We start from the raw sequence: 18,108 nt of genomic DNA on the forward strand, positions 1-18,108 counted from the left end.
ATTACTGACAAAAGATATACTACACAATTTATAAATTTTGTAAATACTCAAACAGAAAGCTATTCATATACTTTTTGTTTACCATGTTTAAATTAACACGAAAAGAGCACCGTAAAGCTTATAAACGCTGATACGGTGCTTTTGTTTAGTTAATGTTCTAGATAGGGCGTATAGCCTTTCTTTTAGCTTCCTACCCTCTTTTGGATATCATTCCAGCTTCTCCTCTGAAAAAGGAAAATATCAGTACTTTTTTCACTATAAACATAGAGAAAATTCATTGCATAACAGACTAAATACTTAGTAATTTTAAAAAATTCAGGACAATTTGAACCCATTTCCCTCTAGTAAAATGTAAAATATCTGATAGTATTTAATGGTAAAATGAATAATTTACTTACTTTATTGGTATTATAGATTTTTATTTTTTTATTGTAAATCTGTAGATTGTACAAGTTTAATAGTTAGATTCAAAAAAATACCGTCTGACATCAGACAAAAAAACACTTTTTACCGAGAAAATGATACAACAACTGGGGGTACTACTATTGAAAAAATTAATGATTGGCTTTTGTTTGATAGCTTTGTTATTAACTGGCTGCTCAACGGCTCAGACAGAAAAATCGAAAGAAGAATATAAAATAGGGATCCTGCTTTCAGATGCTGGTCTTGGTGACGAATCATTTAATGACTCCGCTTTTAAAGGGCTTGAGAAAGCACGAGATGAGCTAGGTATTTTATTTGATTATAAAGAGGCGCCTGATGGTAATTACGAAGAGAAGCTTGAAGAACTTGTCTCAGAAAATTATAACGTCATTATTGGTCTTGGCTTCTCTGTACAGGAAGCATTGGAAAAGACAGCAAAACAACATCCAGATCAACAATTCATCCTTATCGATGCGCAATCAGAAGTTGAAAATATCATTTCAATAACATTTAAAGAGCAGGAAGGAAGCTTTTTACTTGGAATGGTTGCTGCAATGACGAGTAAAACTGGAAAAATAGGATTTATTGGTGGTGCAGATGTTCCGGTTATCCATCACTTTGAAAACGGCTTTATTGAGGGAGCTAAATATTATAATCCAAATATCGAAATCATTAGTGAATATGCCGGCTCATTTGATGATACCGAGGCTGGTGCCGCAATCGCAGAACGTTACATAAAGAACAAAGTAGATTTTATTTATCATGCAGCGGGATTCACAGGCTTTGGCGCCATTAAAAAAGCTGAAGAAATGGGTGTTTATGCAGCGGGTGTAGATATAGATCAATTTTACATTGCAGAAAAAACGGTCGTAACATCTATGTTAAAAAATGTCGACCAAGCTGTTTTTAACATGTGTAAAACATTAGTTGAGGAAGGGCAAATTTCCGAAAAATCATTTTCATTCGGTCTAGCTGATAATGGAGTCGGACTTGCAGATATCCGTATTATCAAATTAACATCTGAACAGCAGGCTGCCATTGAACAAGCCGAAGAAGATATTGTCTCAGGTAAAATAAAAGTTACCGCAGAAAAGGAGAATAGCCAGTGACGTTACGAAAAAGATTATTTATGAACATCCTTATTCCAATTGTGCTTGCAATGGCTATGATTGGCTTTATTATCGTTCAAACATCTGATATTCAAACAACTGCACAAGATGATACAGCACTTTTGCTTGCAGTGAAAGAACTTGAACAAAGTTTAGTTGTAACAAGTCTATCATTAAACAATTACACTTATTTAGACAGTGAGGCCAATAAAAATGAAGCTCTGGCAAATTTGAAAGTAACAGATGCGAATTTAAAAGCACTTTCTTCTGTTGCGAGGGTACCTGAACATAAGGCCATTATCAAAAAAATCGAAGGTAAATACATAGAACTAGCAAAAGCTACAGAGACAGGTTTTGTTGCGAACAACCGTCCTGAAATAAAAAAACAAGCAATTAGAATTTCTGGCATTCTAAATGATATGCATTTACTGAAAAAAGAAACAAATGAATGGTATAAAGAAATAAATCAAAAGACTGAGCAAAAAATTACTTTTATTACCACAACTACAATCGTAGGAAGTATTCTATTACTTATTGTTACATCCATTTTTTCATATGTTGTAGCGAAAAGAATTACAAATCCGATTAATCAAATTGTGGATTGTGCACAATTAGTGGCCGCAGGGAATCTAACTATAGATACATCTTCCCTATCCTATAAGCAGGGCAGTCGAAATGAAGTTGATCAACTGACTGAGAACTTTTCCATAATGATTGACAATCTAAAAAGCACCGTACATTCCATTGACGATGTAGGTAAAAATGTTAGCCTATTTACAAAAGATGTGACGAGCTATATTGAAACCGTTAATGCCGGAAGTAAACAAATTGCTTCATCAACGGACGAATTGGCGAAAGGAAGCCTAACTATTTCAGAAGATATCCAATCAACGGCTATCCTTATGAATACGATGACAGATCAATTTACTACTGTTCAACAGACAAGCGAACAATCGGCGGCAAACAGTAAACTGGCACTTGCTGCTGTTCAAAATGGCCGTAGTTCCTTAGAAAAGCAATCCTCCATCGCGAAGGATATTTCATCCACATCGATTAACATTAAAGAGGCTGTTACTCAATTTTCTCAATTTACAACAGAAATTGAAGGCGCAGCTAATGTAGTTCACACGATTGCTGAACAAACAAATCTTTTGGCATTAAATGCTGCAATCGAGGCTGCACGTGCTGGAGAAGCCGGAAAAGGATTTGCCATCGTGGCACAAGAAGTCAAAAAACTGTCATTTGAAACCGAAAAAGCAACTACTCTCATCTCTTCTATGGTTACCCATATAGAAGATGGCATTATGCTTATTCTTTCTACTGCTGAGCAAGGACATCAGCTTTCTAACGAACAATTACAATCGATGACCGATACAGAAAAGTCATTTGAGGAGATTGTAGCCCATGTTTTAGACATTAATGATCAGTTACAACACCTTACTAAAGATATGGTGCAAACAACTGCAATGAGTCAGCAAATGAACAGTACAATTGAAAACATTTCAGCGATCACCGAAGAAACAGCAGCTGGCACAGAAGAAATATCCGCCTCTACTCAAGAACAGCTTCTGTCATTCGAGAAAATTAGTGAAAAGGTTTCTGACCTTCAAGAAATGACAAATACATTGTCTGTAGAGCTTAAAAAATTCACATTATAATGTAAAATAAACATCATTAGCTTCTTTGAAAAATCCCGAATAGCGGACACTTAAAAAGTGGTCTATTCGGGATTTTTCTTTTGTGAAATTGGTTATCAGTATACTATCGCTCGATTATTTATACTTTCTATTACCTTGCCCTTTTGCTTGCTCAATCATCTTTTGAATTTGTTCTTGTGTAAGTTGTAAAGTTTGTTTTAGCGTCTGTGTCCTCTTAGCTTGTTGAAGTGCCATGATAACTGCTGGGATTAAGCTAGCTTCAGAAACCGGTTTAACTAGATAACCCCTTATATTATCTTACTTAGACTTTTCTACAAATTCTTTTTGGCTATATGCAGTAATCAACAACACTGGGATATCCAGCTGACGACCAATCACCTCACTTGCTTTTAAACCACTGATTTTTGGCATTTCAATATCCATTAATACAAGATCTGGTTTTAGCTTAAAAGCGGGTTCAATCACTCGATCTCCATCTCCTCCTTCTCCAACAATCTCATACGTTAGCCATCCATGTAGCGGCAAAAACTAGCGCCACATCACAGAAAATGAAAGATGATTAAATTCTTTCATGGGAGTTTAAGTGCAATGTTTCGCAAACTTTATTAATTTCCTCAAAAGTGTTCAGCATTAAAATATGTTCATAGTTTTAAATCACATTTAGCTATGTTATCCTTTCATTAAATAACGCTCCAAATATTGGATGTTTAAAAATATCAAATAATTCACTTAACAAGTACTGAAAATAACTTAGATGGTGGTGATAATTTTGAAAGGAAAATTTTTCACAGGTTTATCTTTCTTCTGTTTTATGTTGAGCTTTCTTATAATTGGATTTGACTTTTTTGATTTTCTCTACGATAAAGGCATTTTTACACCATTAATTATTGGAGTATTGGGTATAATAAGTGCTTTCCTTGGAATTAAAGGTAATATCCGAATGATTCTCATACTGTTTAATTCGTTCTTTTCTATAGTTTTTCTATATGCACTATTAATAGGTATATTTGGATTTCAACAACCTTAAAAGTATATTAAAATCCCTGTCTTAATAATAATTATGTTTTTTGGCTTTAAGTCTTCTATATCTTCTATTTGCTACTCCGAAAAAATCAGGTAACTAACAATGTAAAGCAGCAATAAGTTTCTCTAGTCATTAACACAATAAGGAAAACTTAGTAAAAGATGTTTACAAACAACTTAAAGATAGGTATACTTACAAAGTAAACAAAAAAATTCTTAAGGAGGTCGAATGAAATGATCGTTATTGTTAAATTGATGTCATTGGTAGTTACAACTTCAGTAAAAATGAAAATCACACATTCGACCAGATCGGAATGGATCGCTTAAGGTTTTTTTTGTAATTAAGCATACCCATACCGCAGGGAGAAGTGTGCCCCTGCGGTATTTTTGTGCCTTTTTTCACCGTAGGGGAGTCTCTCTACGGTTTTTTTCATTTTTCACGGTAATTTAAGGAGGTGATAATAAATGATATTAAACATTTTTTCTCTCACGATAACGATTACAAAACGTGAGAAGTCTCTTGAGGAAGCACTTCATAATGAAAATGTGAAAAAAATCTTTGAAGAGAACCGAAGAAAAGTAGAAAATTATATTCGTATTCGTCAATATTAATTTTGTTAACTAAAAAACATGAAAGGTGGGAATTGAGATGATTTATATGATCAAAAGACGTTATGCAGCTTTATGGGTGGAGAAAGACACAACCACCAGATGCAGTAATATAAAGTGACAATATAGCTATTTAATTTTATAATCTCAGTAAAGTTAACCCGTTCTAATCTAGGACGGGTTGCTTCAGGAGGTATTTTGCACTTTTTTAAGCGATATTTTATACATACAATTTGATGTAGTTTAAGAAAATGCGGAATTACAATGTTAGGGAAATTCTAATTCTAAATAGCGTAATTCCTCGATACTAAAATTGAATTTGGCGATTTTTAGATTAATTTCATTATTCTGCCCCGTTAGCCATCCATGTAGCGCAAAACAGCGCTACATCACAGATAATGAAAGATGATTAAGTTCTTTCATGGGAGTGACATAAGGATTTTTAAACCAAGGCCCTCCAGAGAATATTGTCACAGTAGAAATGGTTCAAGAAGTATTTGGTATGGAAGTAGCAGTATCGGAGGATCCTTTCTTTGGAACTCCATTATGTATCCCGAAAGGAAAAGGAAGGTATATAAAATGAATTTAGAGCCTTATGGCGTGGAAAAGCACCCCTCACCTCAAGGTATTCCTTTACATCAATTATTAAATAAGGATACTTTACTACCAATCATTAAACAGTATGGAAATCATTTGAATACGCCTTCCTTAGCTGTAGCAGGTTCTCTATTTTTAAAACGTTATGCTGTTTTAGTAGCAGCTTCGAGTCTGGATTATTATGGACTTCAAAAGAAAAAAATGGATTGGTGGTCTACAGCTCGACTTGATGTAACATCATATAAATTGCTAATTGAAGAAAATCCAACAGCACTTTTTGATGACTGTTGGAAAAATCGCATTTTCGCTCAACATTTAACACCAATGATTACTATCATCAGCGAAGAATGTAAAATTTCCTTAAAGATCCTATGGGAAAATCTCGCTGTAAGGCTACTTGCAACTCTTCGTAAAAATGAAGAATTGTATACTTTAAATGAATTAAATGAACATTTTAATGAACTTACATGCGCTGAAACTAATTGGTTAGGTATGGAGCAAAATCCTTTTCAAACTTATCTTCAGCGAAAAGAGACATGGAGTGAAGTACCCGTTCGAAAAACGTGTTGCCGATACTATCAAGTTAATACAAAAGCAGATATTCCATACTGTAAGAACTGTCCGTTGAGGAAATAATAAACCTATGTTTTCCTAACCAACACGCTAGATTATGTGCTATTGTAGAGTTTTTACTATGGACAGATCACATAAAGAGAGAGCATGTTTTTTCACTTAACATGCTCTCTCTAATGTTTTATTATAATTCTCTCAAATATACTTTATTAATATGACAAACTTCCTGCAATAATTAATCCTACCGTAATGCCTACTGCAAATAAGCTGAAGCCTACTGCAGTATTTCCTTCTTCCACTTTTTTCTCCAAGCTTGTTTTTGGTGTTAATACGTATTCAATAATCAAATACACAACTACTTGTGTGGCAATTCCGATTAACCCCCAAATAATAGCATCAAGTATATGAACACTTGAAGACCATACTGTATATAATGTGATGCCTAATCCAATCACTTTTCCCCATAGCTTTAATGCCACAGCCATATTGCCTTCTTTAATTAAGTTCCACTCTGAAAATTTTGTTGTAAAAGCAAATGCAACAATACCAATCAAAATGAGAATTAACCCGGTTCCTGTATATAATAAAAAATTTAAAAAACTATCTAATGAGAAAAATCCCATTCCTTTACACACTCCTTTTATGATAACTTCAGTTTGATCCAATCTCTTAAATTCTTATTTCTAATAGCCTATTGGCAAAAAATAAGATCCGTTTTCGGTTATTTGTCCCCCTGCGCGAATGCCAATTGCACTTGCCTGACCATTAATATAAAAGCAACCATACATATAATGCGCTCGTTTGGGTCCTTGTTCTGTTTGAATAATCGTTTGTGGTAGCTCGATAAACTGTTGATAAACAGAAAGTTCATCTTTATATGTTTTATGAAAATCTTCCGCAATTTTTTTACCTGTATTTGAAAAAATTTCGACAGTGTCTCCTTCGCGACCAAATGTAGGCTTTTTCACAAAACTTTGTCCCTGTTGTAAAAAAGCATCTGAATCTAGGTAGGTTGGTAAAAAGTATTTATGTATTGCGTCATGTTCTTGAGGCGAAAAAAAAGAATGTTGCTCCTCATGAAGCCCCCATATAAGCGCCATTATTGCCTTAGATTGTAGTAAAAAAGCAGAAGGAGGATTCACAACGGCTAGTTGTTGTTGTTCCACTAGCTTCATTAACGATTGACCTACTTTGTCTTTCGTTATTGGATCTACATCATGTATTAAATGTTCAATAGGATACGTTTGTCGATATAAAACATCGATTTTTTCTCCGTTTATATCATATAGACCTTGTGCTAAGATAACTTCTTCACTTTCTAAAATCGGCTCATCTACAAGTTGTAATTGATGAAAGTCCATATACTGACTTTTTAATCCCATGAGTTCCTTTAAATACATGGTTGTCAGTTTATCCTCTTCATGTTCCGAATGGGCTGCAAAAACAATATTGTTAGCTCCCGATCTTCCCATCGAACGAAGCGACGACGTTACAGCTTTCAACATTGCTTGTTTTAACTGATCTTCGCATCCGTCATTTGGATTTTTCAGCTCAAACTGTTCACACACTTTCCCATTCACAAAAAAGGTTTCTTTTATAAATGTAGGTGTATCTGCGTTTATTTCCAATAATTTCACTTGTTCATCTGTCACGACTAAATCTAAACGAGCAATGACACTTTCTACTGGAAGTGTTTGCAAACGGATGAAAGAGTGCGTTTCAGTTGGAAATCCAAGACGCAACAACGTCTCATCATCTAGCATCCGCAACAAAGGAGCCGATTTATAAAAAATATGGCCAATCTGTTCGGTCGCCTGGCGAATCTTATTAATCGTTTCAGTACTTTCTCTCTTAATATCAAATAGAGCATATTCCATACCATATATATCATGCCAAAAATCTTTTATCTGGCTAAAAAATTGTTGTCGATTCTCACGAAATCGGTTCATCTTTACCCTCCAAAGCCACCTTTTGAACCACTACCTATCCCTGATTTGTAATTCGTTTTATAAGTTTTATAGTCAGTACTTGTTTGTAATGAATTTTTTGTTCCGTAATATTTCCCACCATAGTAGTAGCTACCTGCATGAGTGGAATGATGATCATCACAATAATACGTACCCGTTTCATCATCCCAATCCCAATCATCGCAATCTGTTCCAGTTGGCTCTGCATATCCCCTTTCTTCCCCACAAGCAGTTAACGATAACAAAGCTGCAGCTGCTAATGCTCCTGTCATCATTTTCTTTGTCTTATTCATGCTAAAAATTCCCTCCCTATGTTATAAGCGTATATCCTGTTGGCTTAACATATAAAACATACACACCTTGGTCTTCATCAATTTCAGCTGAGTCCCGCTCCCACTCCTTGCCTTCGATATATGTATATATACTGCCAATAATGCTTAAAATATCTAAATGATTGGTCATATATTCAAATGTAATAAGCGGATAATTTTTATAGGCATTTAATTCACGAATTTCAAGTTTAATCCCTTCATGTAAGTGTTCTGGCATTTCAATTGGTGTTTCTTCGTATAATTGTACATAAATGACGAAGAGCTCACCTTCAATAGCAGAAGACAGCTGTTTATAGGTCTTCCCTTCTTTAATAAAAAATTCACATTCTCTTCTTGTTAAAATTTGTGGTAAATCAATATTAGTATAGTAATAGATTGGTTCAAACTTGTCTTTCTCTTTTTGCAAACGATATTCTAACATTGCACCTTCAAATTGCATAACACACTTCCCTTTATAAATATTGTTATCTCTTCGAATTGCCATTACTAAAAATAACTACATGTATTTTTATATTTATGGTAGATTTTCTTATCCATTGGCTTTTATTAATTTTTTATACGACTGTGAATGATAAATAGTTTCATATTTTTCAACTAAACCCCACCTTTAACTACTTGCCAATGAATTTAGAGTTTAATTGAGCGATATTCAGTAAATTAAAAAAGATGCAATATTCACGAGTAAACTCCCTTTCAAGTTTATCTCTTTGAATGATTACATCTATTTCTTAAAACATTAGCGTACAAAATCGCAATTCATTTTATCCAATTATTTGGTTTCCAATCGTTTGCTATCCATTGTGGATCTGGCTCTTCATATGGTGCTGACGCCATTAATTTGTCTTGTGCCCATATCGCAGCTTTTGAGCGAATCATTTCATCAAGCAATGGTTGCACGAATTCCTTTGGCTCAGTGTGAAAAGCGTGAACAGCAAAATCGTAAAACCACCCACAGCTGAGTAAATAAGGCGCAATATCTTGCTTCGTTAATCCATTTTTCAACATTAACGTAAAGGAAAAAATTCGTTTACATGCATGCCAAGCCATTTTTTCTGGTGATTCCATCCATTTTTCAATGCGTTCTCTTGCTTTATCAATCATTACTAATGGGTCGTCGATAGCACGCCCATGACCAGGATACGCTTTTTTTATCGAAAGTTTAGCGAGTCGCTCTAGACTTTCATAAGAGCGTCCTAAACTGTTTGCACCTTCTCGAAAAATATTTATCCATCCAACATCATTGTGATGAAATAAATCGCCACAAATTAAAATCTGCTGTTTTGGCTCGTATAAAGAAATATGTCCTAATGTATGTCCTGGTGTATGTAAAACTTGTAAAACACTATGACCCGTATTAATCTCTTCTTCATCTACAAGTAACTGTTGCACAACATATTGTTCCACTGGTTGATCTAAATAGTGGGCACTACAAGTTTCGAAATCACAACGATTAACCATTTTTCCTTCCCAAAGATGTGCTGCAATCGGTAGGTTATATTGCCGCTGAAAATAATGATTTCCTCCAACGTGATCGCTATGATAGTGAGTGTTAATAATGCCATTTAACTGTTTTGGTGATATCCCTGCTTCGATTAAAAGTTTCTCAGTTCGAACTATATCGCTACCAAATCCGGTATCAATTAAAAATGATTGATTATCTTGAATAACAATACTATTGGCACTTGGAAATGGACGCTCAAAAAATAGGATTTCTGCAGTTTTCATATGGTAAACTCCTTTAAATGTTATAGAATAATACCTGAAAAGCTTCCCTTTAACACTTCTTTTTCAAGTTGATTTGTACACGTAAATGTTGCAGTAATTGCCGTACGATTTTTTCCATCCGGTTCATACTGTTCAATTATTACTTCACAACGAATCGTGTCATCGCTAAAAACTGGACGTAAAAATTCATAATCCATTTTACGCGCTAACACGTTATAATCACCTCCAACTTTCGTTGGAAGCGTTGCTGTTAAAAGCCCATGTACGACAAACCGACCTTGTTCATCTGGTGTGATATGATGAGTCCCTTCATCTTTTGATACCCTCGTAAATAATTCAACATCCTCTGTTGTAAACTTACGCTCAAATGTAATTTTTTCTCCTACTTGTAATGCCATCTATGTCCCCCCTGTTAAAAACCACAGTTATAGACTGAATAATAAAACTATTCAATCTATAAATCAAGCACTATACATATCAACCTACGAAACAAACACTCGAAAGCAACGGACATAAAAAGATGACGCTGGTAGTATACCAAAGTCATCAAATTGCCGCAAAGTACGGCACTCCCTCTTTATTAAACTGTCTATCTACTAGGAAGCATATCAAATTTCTATTTCGTTCTTTTTCATTCTTTTTCGTATTGCATATATAACTACCAACAAAAGAGGTAAAAAAAGTCCGATTGATAATGTTAAAGAATTACCCGTTGTATCGTCAAAATGTTTTTGATAGATGATATTAGGATAAATCACAAGTGAAAGAACGACGGCAATCATGCCCAACGGTAAGGTTAAAGGGCGGTAATCTTTCAAATTTAGAATTTGTGCCATTCCTAAAACGGAAGCGTAAAAATAGAGGGTCGTCTTAAAATAGAGAGTGATCACCCAAAGAGAAGCCATTAATCCCTCAATACGCTGTATAAAATTCCCGATATTTATCCTTTTGGTCAATTCATAGCTTGGATAAATCTCTCCGGCAGTTTTATCAATACCTAATACTGTAACACTCAAAAATGTAATAATGATGATGACGATGCCGCCTATTAAGTTTCCTATTAAAAATGTTTTTCTCCCTTGCTTCATTTTATTAACAAAAGAAGGAAAAATCATTAAGAGAACAACGGCATTTACTGAAGATACTATGACATAAAAAATGGATGATTGAATGATTTTTTTTGTCCCCATCTCATATACAGGCTGTATGTTTTCAAACTTCATTTCCGGTGAAAGACACACCACTAAAATGAAAAAAAAGGCGAAGAACACGACAATTAATATTTCTGCAGTACGAGCGAAGGTTTCCAATCCAAGACGGACGCCCATTACCACAATCCCCGCCATAAGAATATTAAGGACTACCATTGGGGTATTTGGCATCATATGGATGTTTAGGAATAGCCCAAAATAATACAAAAGTTCCGAAGCATAAAAAAGAACTATTAATACAAAAAAAGCAGCTAAGGCTTTACCTATCCATCTCCCAAATAGTTTTTCTATCATTTGGACATAGGTGAGGTGAGGGAACCAAAGTGCTATAGTGATGAGTAGCCAAATGACTAATAAACCGATTCCCGTACCAATTATAGCCGCAATCCAGGCGTCTTGTTTTGCGCCGGTTGCTAATGCTGATGGTACAGTTAAGATGCTCGTACCAATCGTAAATAAAATAACTAAAACCAGAAATTGGTACGAATTTATTTTAACGTCTTGCATCATTTCATATCATCCCTTCCCCTCTACACTTATCTTTTATTTCAAGAAATGAGAAATAAAATCATTAAGCGGTTTAAAAATAAAAGTGAGTAAATCAAATGGATTTGGAATAGTTTTTTCAAATCCAAAAAGTGTAATACTTAGACCTCCCCCAATTGCAAGAAGAATTGAAAATACAAGTAACTCTTTTTTATATTGTTTTTCCAAGAGAGGTGGAACTTCAATCCACACAATAACTGCTGCAATTAGAATTATTCCTATTGTTTTTATCATAATTATTTAACCTCTATCTTTTCTAAGAAGGAATTACCTTCTGTACCCGTATGCACAAGTTTTACGTCTACTTTAACATTCGCTTTCAACTTAGGGAATTCCTCATCCCACTGCTCTTTCATCTTTTTCCATTCTTTCGGATTAGATCGATGAATGGCTTCACCAAATCCAAATATGTCTGATTTATATTGTTTTTGTAACGTTTCAATGGACATGTTAATGGTCTCTTCCATCTGTTTTTCAGTAATCTTCTCTAGCTCAACAATCGTATCTAGGTCATTAAGATTAATTTGACACTCTACTTCCCCAACATTTCCTTTTACTTTAATATTGATATCCACTTCAGGCATACCTTTGTTTATTTTGCCTTTCACTTTAGAATCTGCTTGAATAATCTCTATAGTGGCTTTCCCCTCTTCAGGACAAGATATAGCAGTTACAGACTTTTGCACTTCGTTGACGATGCCATTATACCCTCTGCTTTCTCGTTCAGTTAACCAGCCCACCAGTTTATCTTTTTTAAACACCGCTAATTCATCATATACAATTCGCACAGGAGGATTAATCGATTCTACTTCCTGTTTGGTTGATCCTATTTCTTGATCCCCTGTTACTAGAATCCCTGTTAATACAGCTTCCGTTCCATCACTTGTCAGAGAAGCGATTAACTCATCTAACTTAATGCCGTTCGTTGCAGCCCAATAATGTTCTGACGTCTGCAGGCTGTTAAACATATTATTAGCAGGTATATTTTCAATCGTTGTTCTGACATTCAGTACTTCCGCTGCGGTCATATCCTTAGCAATAGCAACAAAGAAATCAGATCGGAGTTCCCAATCTCTTGACAATAAATCTAAGGATTTCGCTATCCCTTCTTTAGCTAAATCCTCACCAAGCACAAGCATTCGAAGATGTCCTGGATATATTTTTCGAGGTGATGTCTTTGTAATTTTTCGAAGAGCTTCATTTACCGTTTCGCCTTTTTCCTGAAACAGGATGACTGGTGAACGCCCAGTACTTGTTTTCGTAGGTATTTCCGAAGGTACAACCACTTGAGCAGTTACTTGGTATTCATCTTCTACTTTATCGATTCCTATCGCTAACGTAATACCAAGCTCATTTAATTCCCTCTTGTCCCAACATCCCGTAAGAATGGGGCTAAGAATTAAGAGAACAATCATGCACTTTTTCATCGTTTAACCCCCTTCATTTTTTGGCGGCTGTGGTTTTGCAGAGGCTGAATCTTGTTGCCTAACGATATTTTGTTGACTGATTAGACGAGGCCGAGTAAACATTTTCCATATAGGCAAGAGAATAAACGTATCCTTTTGATCGGAAAGATTAAATGGAGCTATTGAAGACATATAAGGCACGCCAAAAGAACGCAAACTACATAAATGCAGAAGTAGAGCGATTAAACCAATCGTTATTCCTAATAAACCAAAAGAAGCAGCTAATGCCATAAATCCAAAGCGTAGCATCCTTCCCGAGATAGCTAAGTTGTAAGTTGGAGAAACGAAACTAGAAATGGCGGTTATTGAAACCACAATTACCATCGCAGCAGAGATTATGCCTGCTTCAACCGCCGCTGTTCCAATTACAAATGCCCCTACGATAGAAATGGCTGAACCGATGGTTCTTGGCATTCTTAAGCCTGCTTCACGCAAGATTTCAAAGGTGACTTCCATTATAATTGCTTCAACAAATGCCGGAAATGGAGCACCTTCTCGTTGGGCTGCCAGACTTATAAGGAGTCCAGTGGGTAACATTGCATGATTAAAAGTTGTGACCGCAATAAATAATGCAGGTGCAAGCATTGCAATTGAAAATGCAAAAAAACGAAGGAGTCGAATAAGACTCGCAATATCTGCTCGTTGATAGTAATCTTCCGAAGATTGAAAAAATTGAACAAATAATGCTGGAACTACTAGGACAAATGGTGTTCCATCAACCAAAATGGCTATACGTCCTTCCAATAATGCTGCAGCTACTACATCCGGACGTTCCGTATTGAATATGGTTGGGAAAGGTGAATAAGGTGCATCCTGAATCAATTCCTCGATATTTCCACTTTCAAGAATTCCATCAATATCTATCTTATCCAAACGCAAACGGACTTCTTTCACTATTTTGTCATTTGCAATTCCTTTGATATACATCATGGCAACATTCGTTTTCGTACGTTTTCCAATAATTTTTGATTCCATCCAGAGATCTGGGTCTTTCAGTCTTCTACGAACTAAGGCGGTATTGACACGCAAATTTTCGGAGAACCCTTCACGGGGTCCTCTTACTACCACCTGGGCTGATGCTTCCGTAACTCCACGCTCAACCCAATGCCTATTGGAAATGATTAACCCTTGGGCATATCCATCGATTAAAATAATCGTATCCCCCGATAATAGTCCAGTAAGAAGCTCTTCAAAATTAGTTAGTTCTCTAATTTCCCCCACTGTCATGGCAAAATCTTTTAATATGCTAATCAGATTTTGTTCAGGAGATAGCTTTTTCTGTAATTCGGTACCTTCGACATCTAGCATGAGCGTTTCTAAAATGAAGTTTTGTAATGAGATTGTATCGGTTAATCCATCTGTATAGATAATACCAGCTTTAATAGTTTCTTCTTTTCCTACTCGAATTTCTCGAATGATAATATCCGAGCTTTTCCCAAGGGAATCTCTTATTCTTTGTAAATTTTCTTGAAGATTTGTTTTTAATTCGTTTGCTAAATTTGTCTTCATCATTTGGCTAGTTGAAATAGAATTGGAATGCATTTTAGAATTACTTTTCTTTCTGAAAAAGCCCATAGACTACCTCACATTTACTTTTTATTTTTTGGCTAATTAGAAAAATATCGATGGATCCGTTAACTTTTCTATTAAGCATGTTGATGAAATATAGATTCTCATGTTCTTTAGCATAGGAATCACCTTTTAACAAATATTTTCTAATTAAATAAATCATACTACTTTTATTAAATAGCAGGATTTTTTCGACAAAACTTCTAATTAATGAACAAAAAAGCAAATGGAAAAACACATTTCTCAAATTTCACCTGTGAATACAAATGCCATCCACAATTTTTGGTGATGAACCGAAATACCAGATTGACAGAAAACTTTGGAATTTAATTCATGACAATAAAACTTCAAAATGTAAAAACTCCATTTTGAAAAATAGATCAAAATGGAGTTGAAGTATAAGATTTTTATAAAAAAGTGAAATCATTTCAATGAGTTTTATCCTACAAACGCCCCTTAATAGTTAAATTCCCCGCTTTTACTCAACTATTTTTTAGTTTTTCATCCAATTTCTCTTCTAATTCTTCGTACTTCTCGTCACAAGCCTTAGCCTTATTACCCACTGGGATAGACATTCTAGTAATTTGAACTCTTCCATCTTGACTATAACTACCTAAAGAGACAAACCCGATTTCACTTTCAGGGATATCTTTTATTTTCTCGCCATTCTCGTTTACGTAGAAGTATTTGGTATCATGAGATCCTGAATTTTCTCTCCCTCCCCAACCAAAATCTTCAGGAGAAGTGGTAAGCACTAAACCATCTTCATCAAAATGGTATTGGATCGTGTCATCTTCAATTTCTAGTTGAGGAGTACCTTCTATATTGTAAACAACATAGGCACAACCCTCGTAACCATCTTGGAAATAGAATGCTTCGTCATAGACCTTGTGAGTGAATATCCAATAAAGACAAAATCCGATAACAATTCCTATGATCATTCCTGAAATGATTTTTTTCATCCTGTTCACCCCCATACTGCAGGAAACCGTTATTATCTATTACTTCAATTAAACTGCCCGTTAGCCCTCTATGTAGTAAAAATCGGCGCTACATCACATATAATGAAAGATGATTAAGTACTTTCATAAGAGTTTAAGTACATTTCTTCACATTCTTTTCTTTAAATAAAATGAGCAAAATCCTGAAACACAAAGGCAGGCTATAAACGTCCAGAAGTTAAAAAATAAATGATTAGAAAAAGGATTTAAATAGGATATTTCGTATTCAAAATATGGATTGATTTCATTTCGAAATGAAACGATTCGGTAAATCGTCATTCCCAAAATCAGCAGAAACACCCCTGAATAGAAGGCTTGAAATAATTTCCTTTTCACTGAAAAACGTTCATGTAACTTTTCAAAAACAAACATCATTGCAAAGAAAAAATAAAGAATAATTAACATCGGAAACATAACAAACATTAAGCCTGGGTTTCCATTTCCTCCAACAAAATTGCCACCTGTGGGGTCGAATGAAATAGTAGTCATATTAGTGAATGCAAAACCGACAACACTTACAATTCCCGAGATAACAACACTTAGCAAAAAAAGAAAACGCATTATACTCTTTCTCAACAAACCTGCCCCTTTGTAAATTAATTTCAACAAAAAAGCTTAAATCCTTTATGGATAAACACTACCATTTGTTTAAGTACATTTATTCACAAACTTAATTCTAAAAAAGCTTAGGCGTACCTAAGCGTCATTACCACTTCTCATTATTCTTATGATTTTTTCTATAAACGTAATCTGCATTTTTTAATCCGGTCCAATTACTAATAAAATTAATAATCACTATAAAAATTCCAAATAAAACAAACGCCACACTGTAATGACCTTTGAAAACTAAAACAAACGCCGCAACCAATAGTAATATCATTATAACTATTACCGAGACTTGTAATTTTCCCTTCTTCTTATCATTCATATGTTCAACCTCCTATCAAATCGCCAATATTTTTCCGTATCTTTTAATACAATTTAGATGGTTTTTTCTACCATATTCCTAATATTTACAATACCATCTAGTGTGAATATTATTCAACTAAACTGCGTTGATAGTTTAAGTACATATCTTCACAATTTTTATATCATTTTTAACATAAATATCCCTCAAAAAAAAAATTACCTTGAAGAAAATCTTTGAAGGTAATTTTATAAAACGTTATGGCTCATCACCATAACGTGTGGTTGAATTCTGTTCCGACTGGGGGTCGTCGGGGCAACAGATGTTTTTTGTGCGAAAGAGAAGCGGCTGCAACAAATGTTTTCTGTACAAATTCTAGTCTGCTAAAAGAAGCTACATAATAGTAGTCCGTGATCATTTGGCCTTTCAGACATCAAAAAGACAATGGACAATTTTTATATTTAGGGTCATATATCAAGCTATATTCAGCCTCTACTTTCCTAACATTGCTGACTTTCACAAATCCATATTTTTAGATACATAAAATAAATCCATTTTGAAAAGATTGTTCAAAATGGATCCGTCTTTAGCAAATTTAACTCTATATTTATAAAAAATTTGATTATTTTTGGTATCCTTGCTGCACTACAGCTACCCTACTATGTAACATTTTTATTTCAAAATATAACCATATTGAAAATACAATCTCCAAAAGCATCATAATAAGCGCCAATATTATTGGACTAAAATTAACTCCTATAATTAAAGAAGTTAAAGAAACGATTATCGCCATTACAAAATATGCTTTAGATTTATATAACCACCCAAAAGGTAGTAAGTGAGCTCCAAATATGATAGCTAATATCATAACTAATTTTTCTGGAACTGCTTGATAAATCCATATAGCAATCAAAATATATAAAATTTGATTACAGGAGAATATTATACCTAAATTATTTAATGGGTTATCTTTTGTTGAGAATTCTGCCTTAATTAATTTCGAAATTAAAAAAGCTAATGGTAAAAGTACTGCGGTAAAACAAAATGTTAAAAAATTTCTAGTTGCTATATCATTTATCGGAAGTAACCATATTATAAAAATTGAACTCCAAATAATTATTGATGCAAGGATAAAATGCAAACCTCGCTTCCCTCTTAACGCTATGTCTTCTCTTGATGTATTTATTTCCAAAAACTCATCTCCTAAAATATATTCACGATATAATAATATAGCTTTTTTTACAATAAATTTCAATTACCATATACTATTTCAAGTTATTATCATTAGCCATTTAAATTGATGGTTATTTATAAAGTTGATCAAAACTCATTTCGTGACTTTATTGCAAATCAACATCGGGCGGAATACTCTATGTGTTCCACTATTTCAGC

The 18,108-nt window shown here is 34.4% G+C and carries 19 protein-coding genes; 4 read left to right on the forward strand and 15 right to left on the reverse strand.

The window, feature by feature from the left end:
* Positions 1–545 precede the first annotated feature (545 nt).
* Positions 546–1,532, forward strand: coding sequence for a BMP family lipoprotein (locus BFJ97_RS01635; protein WP_068982905.1), 987 nt, complete (start codon positions 546–548; stop codon positions 1,530–1,532).
* Positions 1,529–3,190 (forward strand): methyl-accepting chemotaxis protein, encoded by a 1,662-nt coding sequence (locus BFJ97_RS01640; RefSeq protein ID WP_068982906.1) that lies wholly within the window; start codon positions 1,529–1,531, stop codon positions 3,188–3,190. The genes BFJ97_RS01635 and BFJ97_RS01640 overlap by 4 nt, the downstream gene beginning before the upstream one ends.
* A 297-nt stretch (positions 3,191–3,487) precedes the next feature.
* On the opposite strand, the gene BFJ97_RS25025 is transcribed toward BFJ97_RS01640, so the two are convergent.
* Positions 3,488–3,715, reverse strand: a complete 228-nt coding sequence (locus tag BFJ97_RS25025) for a response regulator (RefSeq protein WP_068982907.1) — start codon at positions 3,713–3,715, stop codon at positions 3,488–3,490.
* 963 nt (positions 3,716–4,678) lie between these two features.
* Between BFJ97_RS25025 and BFJ97_RS23375 the strand changes: the two genes are divergently transcribed.
* Together BFJ97_RS23375 and BFJ97_RS01655 are read left to right on the forward strand one after the other, a co-directional pair.
* Positions 4,679–4,825 (forward strand): YrzI family small protein, encoded by a 147-nt coding sequence (locus BFJ97_RS23375; RefSeq protein WP_083226877.1) that lies wholly within the window; start codon positions 4,679–4,681, stop codon positions 4,823–4,825.
* Positions 4,826–5,401: 576 nt separating this feature from the next.
* Complete coding sequence (locus BFJ97_RS01655; protein ID WP_068982909.1) at positions 5,402–6,055, forward strand: IucA/IucC family C-terminal-domain containing protein; 654 nt, start codon at positions 5,402–5,404, stop codon at positions 6,053–6,055.
* Between the two features lie 146 nt (positions 6,056–6,201).
* On the opposite strand, the gene BFJ97_RS01660 is transcribed toward BFJ97_RS01655, so the two are convergent.
* The 14 genes from BFJ97_RS01660 to BFJ97_RS01730 form a co-directional block, all read right to left on the reverse strand.
* Positions 6,202–6,615, reverse strand: coding sequence for a DUF350 domain-containing protein (locus BFJ97_RS01660; RefSeq protein ID WP_068982910.1), 414 nt, complete (start codon positions 6,613–6,615; stop codon positions 6,202–6,204).
* Positions 6,616–6,675: 60 nt separating this feature from the next.
* Complete coding sequence (locus BFJ97_RS01665) at positions 6,676–7,941, reverse strand: glutathionylspermidine synthase family protein (RefSeq protein ID WP_068982911.1); 1,266 nt, start codon at positions 7,939–7,941, stop codon at positions 6,676–6,678.
* Positions 7,942–7,943: 2 nt separating this feature from the next.
* On the reverse strand, positions 7,944–8,252 hold the full coding sequence (locus BFJ97_RS01670; protein WP_068982912.1) for a hypothetical protein: 309 nt from the start codon (positions 8,250–8,252) through the stop codon (positions 7,944–7,946).
* Between the two features lie 16 nt (positions 8,253–8,268).
* Positions 8,269–8,730 (reverse strand): hypothetical protein, encoded by a 462-nt coding sequence (locus BFJ97_RS01675; RefSeq protein WP_068982913.1) that lies wholly within the window; start codon positions 8,728–8,730, stop codon positions 8,269–8,271.
* A gap of 317 nt (positions 8,731–9,047) precedes the next feature.
* Complete coding sequence (locus BFJ97_RS01680) at positions 9,048–10,016, reverse strand: MBL fold metallo-hydrolase (protein ID WP_068982914.1); 969 nt, start codon at positions 10,014–10,016, stop codon at positions 9,048–9,050.
* 20 nt (positions 10,017–10,036) lie between these two features.
* Positions 10,037–10,414, reverse strand: a complete 378-nt coding sequence (locus tag BFJ97_RS01685) for an enoyl-CoA hydratase (RefSeq protein WP_068982915.1) — start codon at positions 10,412–10,414, stop codon at positions 10,037–10,039.
* A gap of 210 nt (positions 10,415–10,624) precedes the next feature.
* Positions 10,625–11,737 carry a GerAB/ArcD/ProY family transporter gene (locus tag BFJ97_RS01690; protein ID WP_068982916.1) on the reverse strand — a complete coding sequence of 371 codons (1,113 nt, stop codon included), beginning with the start codon at positions 11,735–11,737 and terminating at the stop codon, positions 10,625–10,627.
* Positions 11,738–11,770: 33 nt separating this feature from the next.
* Entirely contained in the window at positions 11,771–12,007 is a 237-nt protein-coding gene (locus BFJ97_RS01695; RefSeq protein WP_068982917.1) for a hypothetical protein, read from the reverse strand.
* A gap of 2 nt (positions 12,008–12,009) precedes the next feature.
* Positions 12,010–13,200, reverse strand: a complete 1,191-nt coding sequence (locus BFJ97_RS01700; RefSeq protein WP_068982918.1) for a Ger(x)C family spore germination protein — start codon at positions 13,198–13,200, stop codon at positions 12,010–12,012.
* Between the two features lie 3 nt (positions 13,201–13,203).
* Positions 13,204–14,814 carry a spore germination protein gene (locus BFJ97_RS01705; RefSeq protein ID WP_068982919.1) on the reverse strand — a complete coding sequence of 537 codons (1,611 nt, stop codon included), beginning with the start codon at positions 14,812–14,814 and terminating at the stop codon, positions 13,204–13,206.
* Between the two features lie 476 nt (positions 14,815–15,290).
* Positions 15,291–15,770 carry a DUF6843 domain-containing protein gene (locus BFJ97_RS01715; RefSeq protein ID WP_068982921.1) on the reverse strand — a complete coding sequence of 160 codons (480 nt, stop codon included), beginning with the start codon at positions 15,768–15,770 and terminating at the stop codon, positions 15,291–15,293.
* A gap of 147 nt (positions 15,771–15,917) precedes the next feature.
* Positions 15,918–16,418, reverse strand: a complete 501-nt coding sequence (locus BFJ97_RS01720; RefSeq protein WP_139114361.1) for a hypothetical protein — start codon at positions 16,416–16,418, stop codon at positions 15,918–15,920.
* Positions 16,419–16,515: 97 nt separating this feature from the next.
* Positions 16,516–16,737 carry a hypothetical protein gene (locus tag BFJ97_RS01725; protein WP_068982923.1) on the reverse strand — a complete coding sequence of 74 codons (222 nt, stop codon included), beginning with the start codon at positions 16,735–16,737 and terminating at the stop codon, positions 16,516–16,518.
* A gap of 601 nt (positions 16,738–17,338) precedes the next feature.
* A complete protein-coding gene (locus BFJ97_RS01730; protein WP_068982924.1) occupies positions 17,339–17,908 on the reverse strand; it encodes a DUF7010 family protein in 570 nt (189 codons plus the stop codon).
* Between the last annotated feature and the right edge of the window lie 200 nt (positions 17,909–18,108).

The sequence above is a fragment of the Lysinibacillus xylanilyticus genome (assembly GCF_001708185.1).
Classification (GTDB): Bacteria; Bacillota; Bacilli; order Bacillales_A; family Planococcaceae; genus Lysinibacillus; species Lysinibacillus xylanilyticus_A.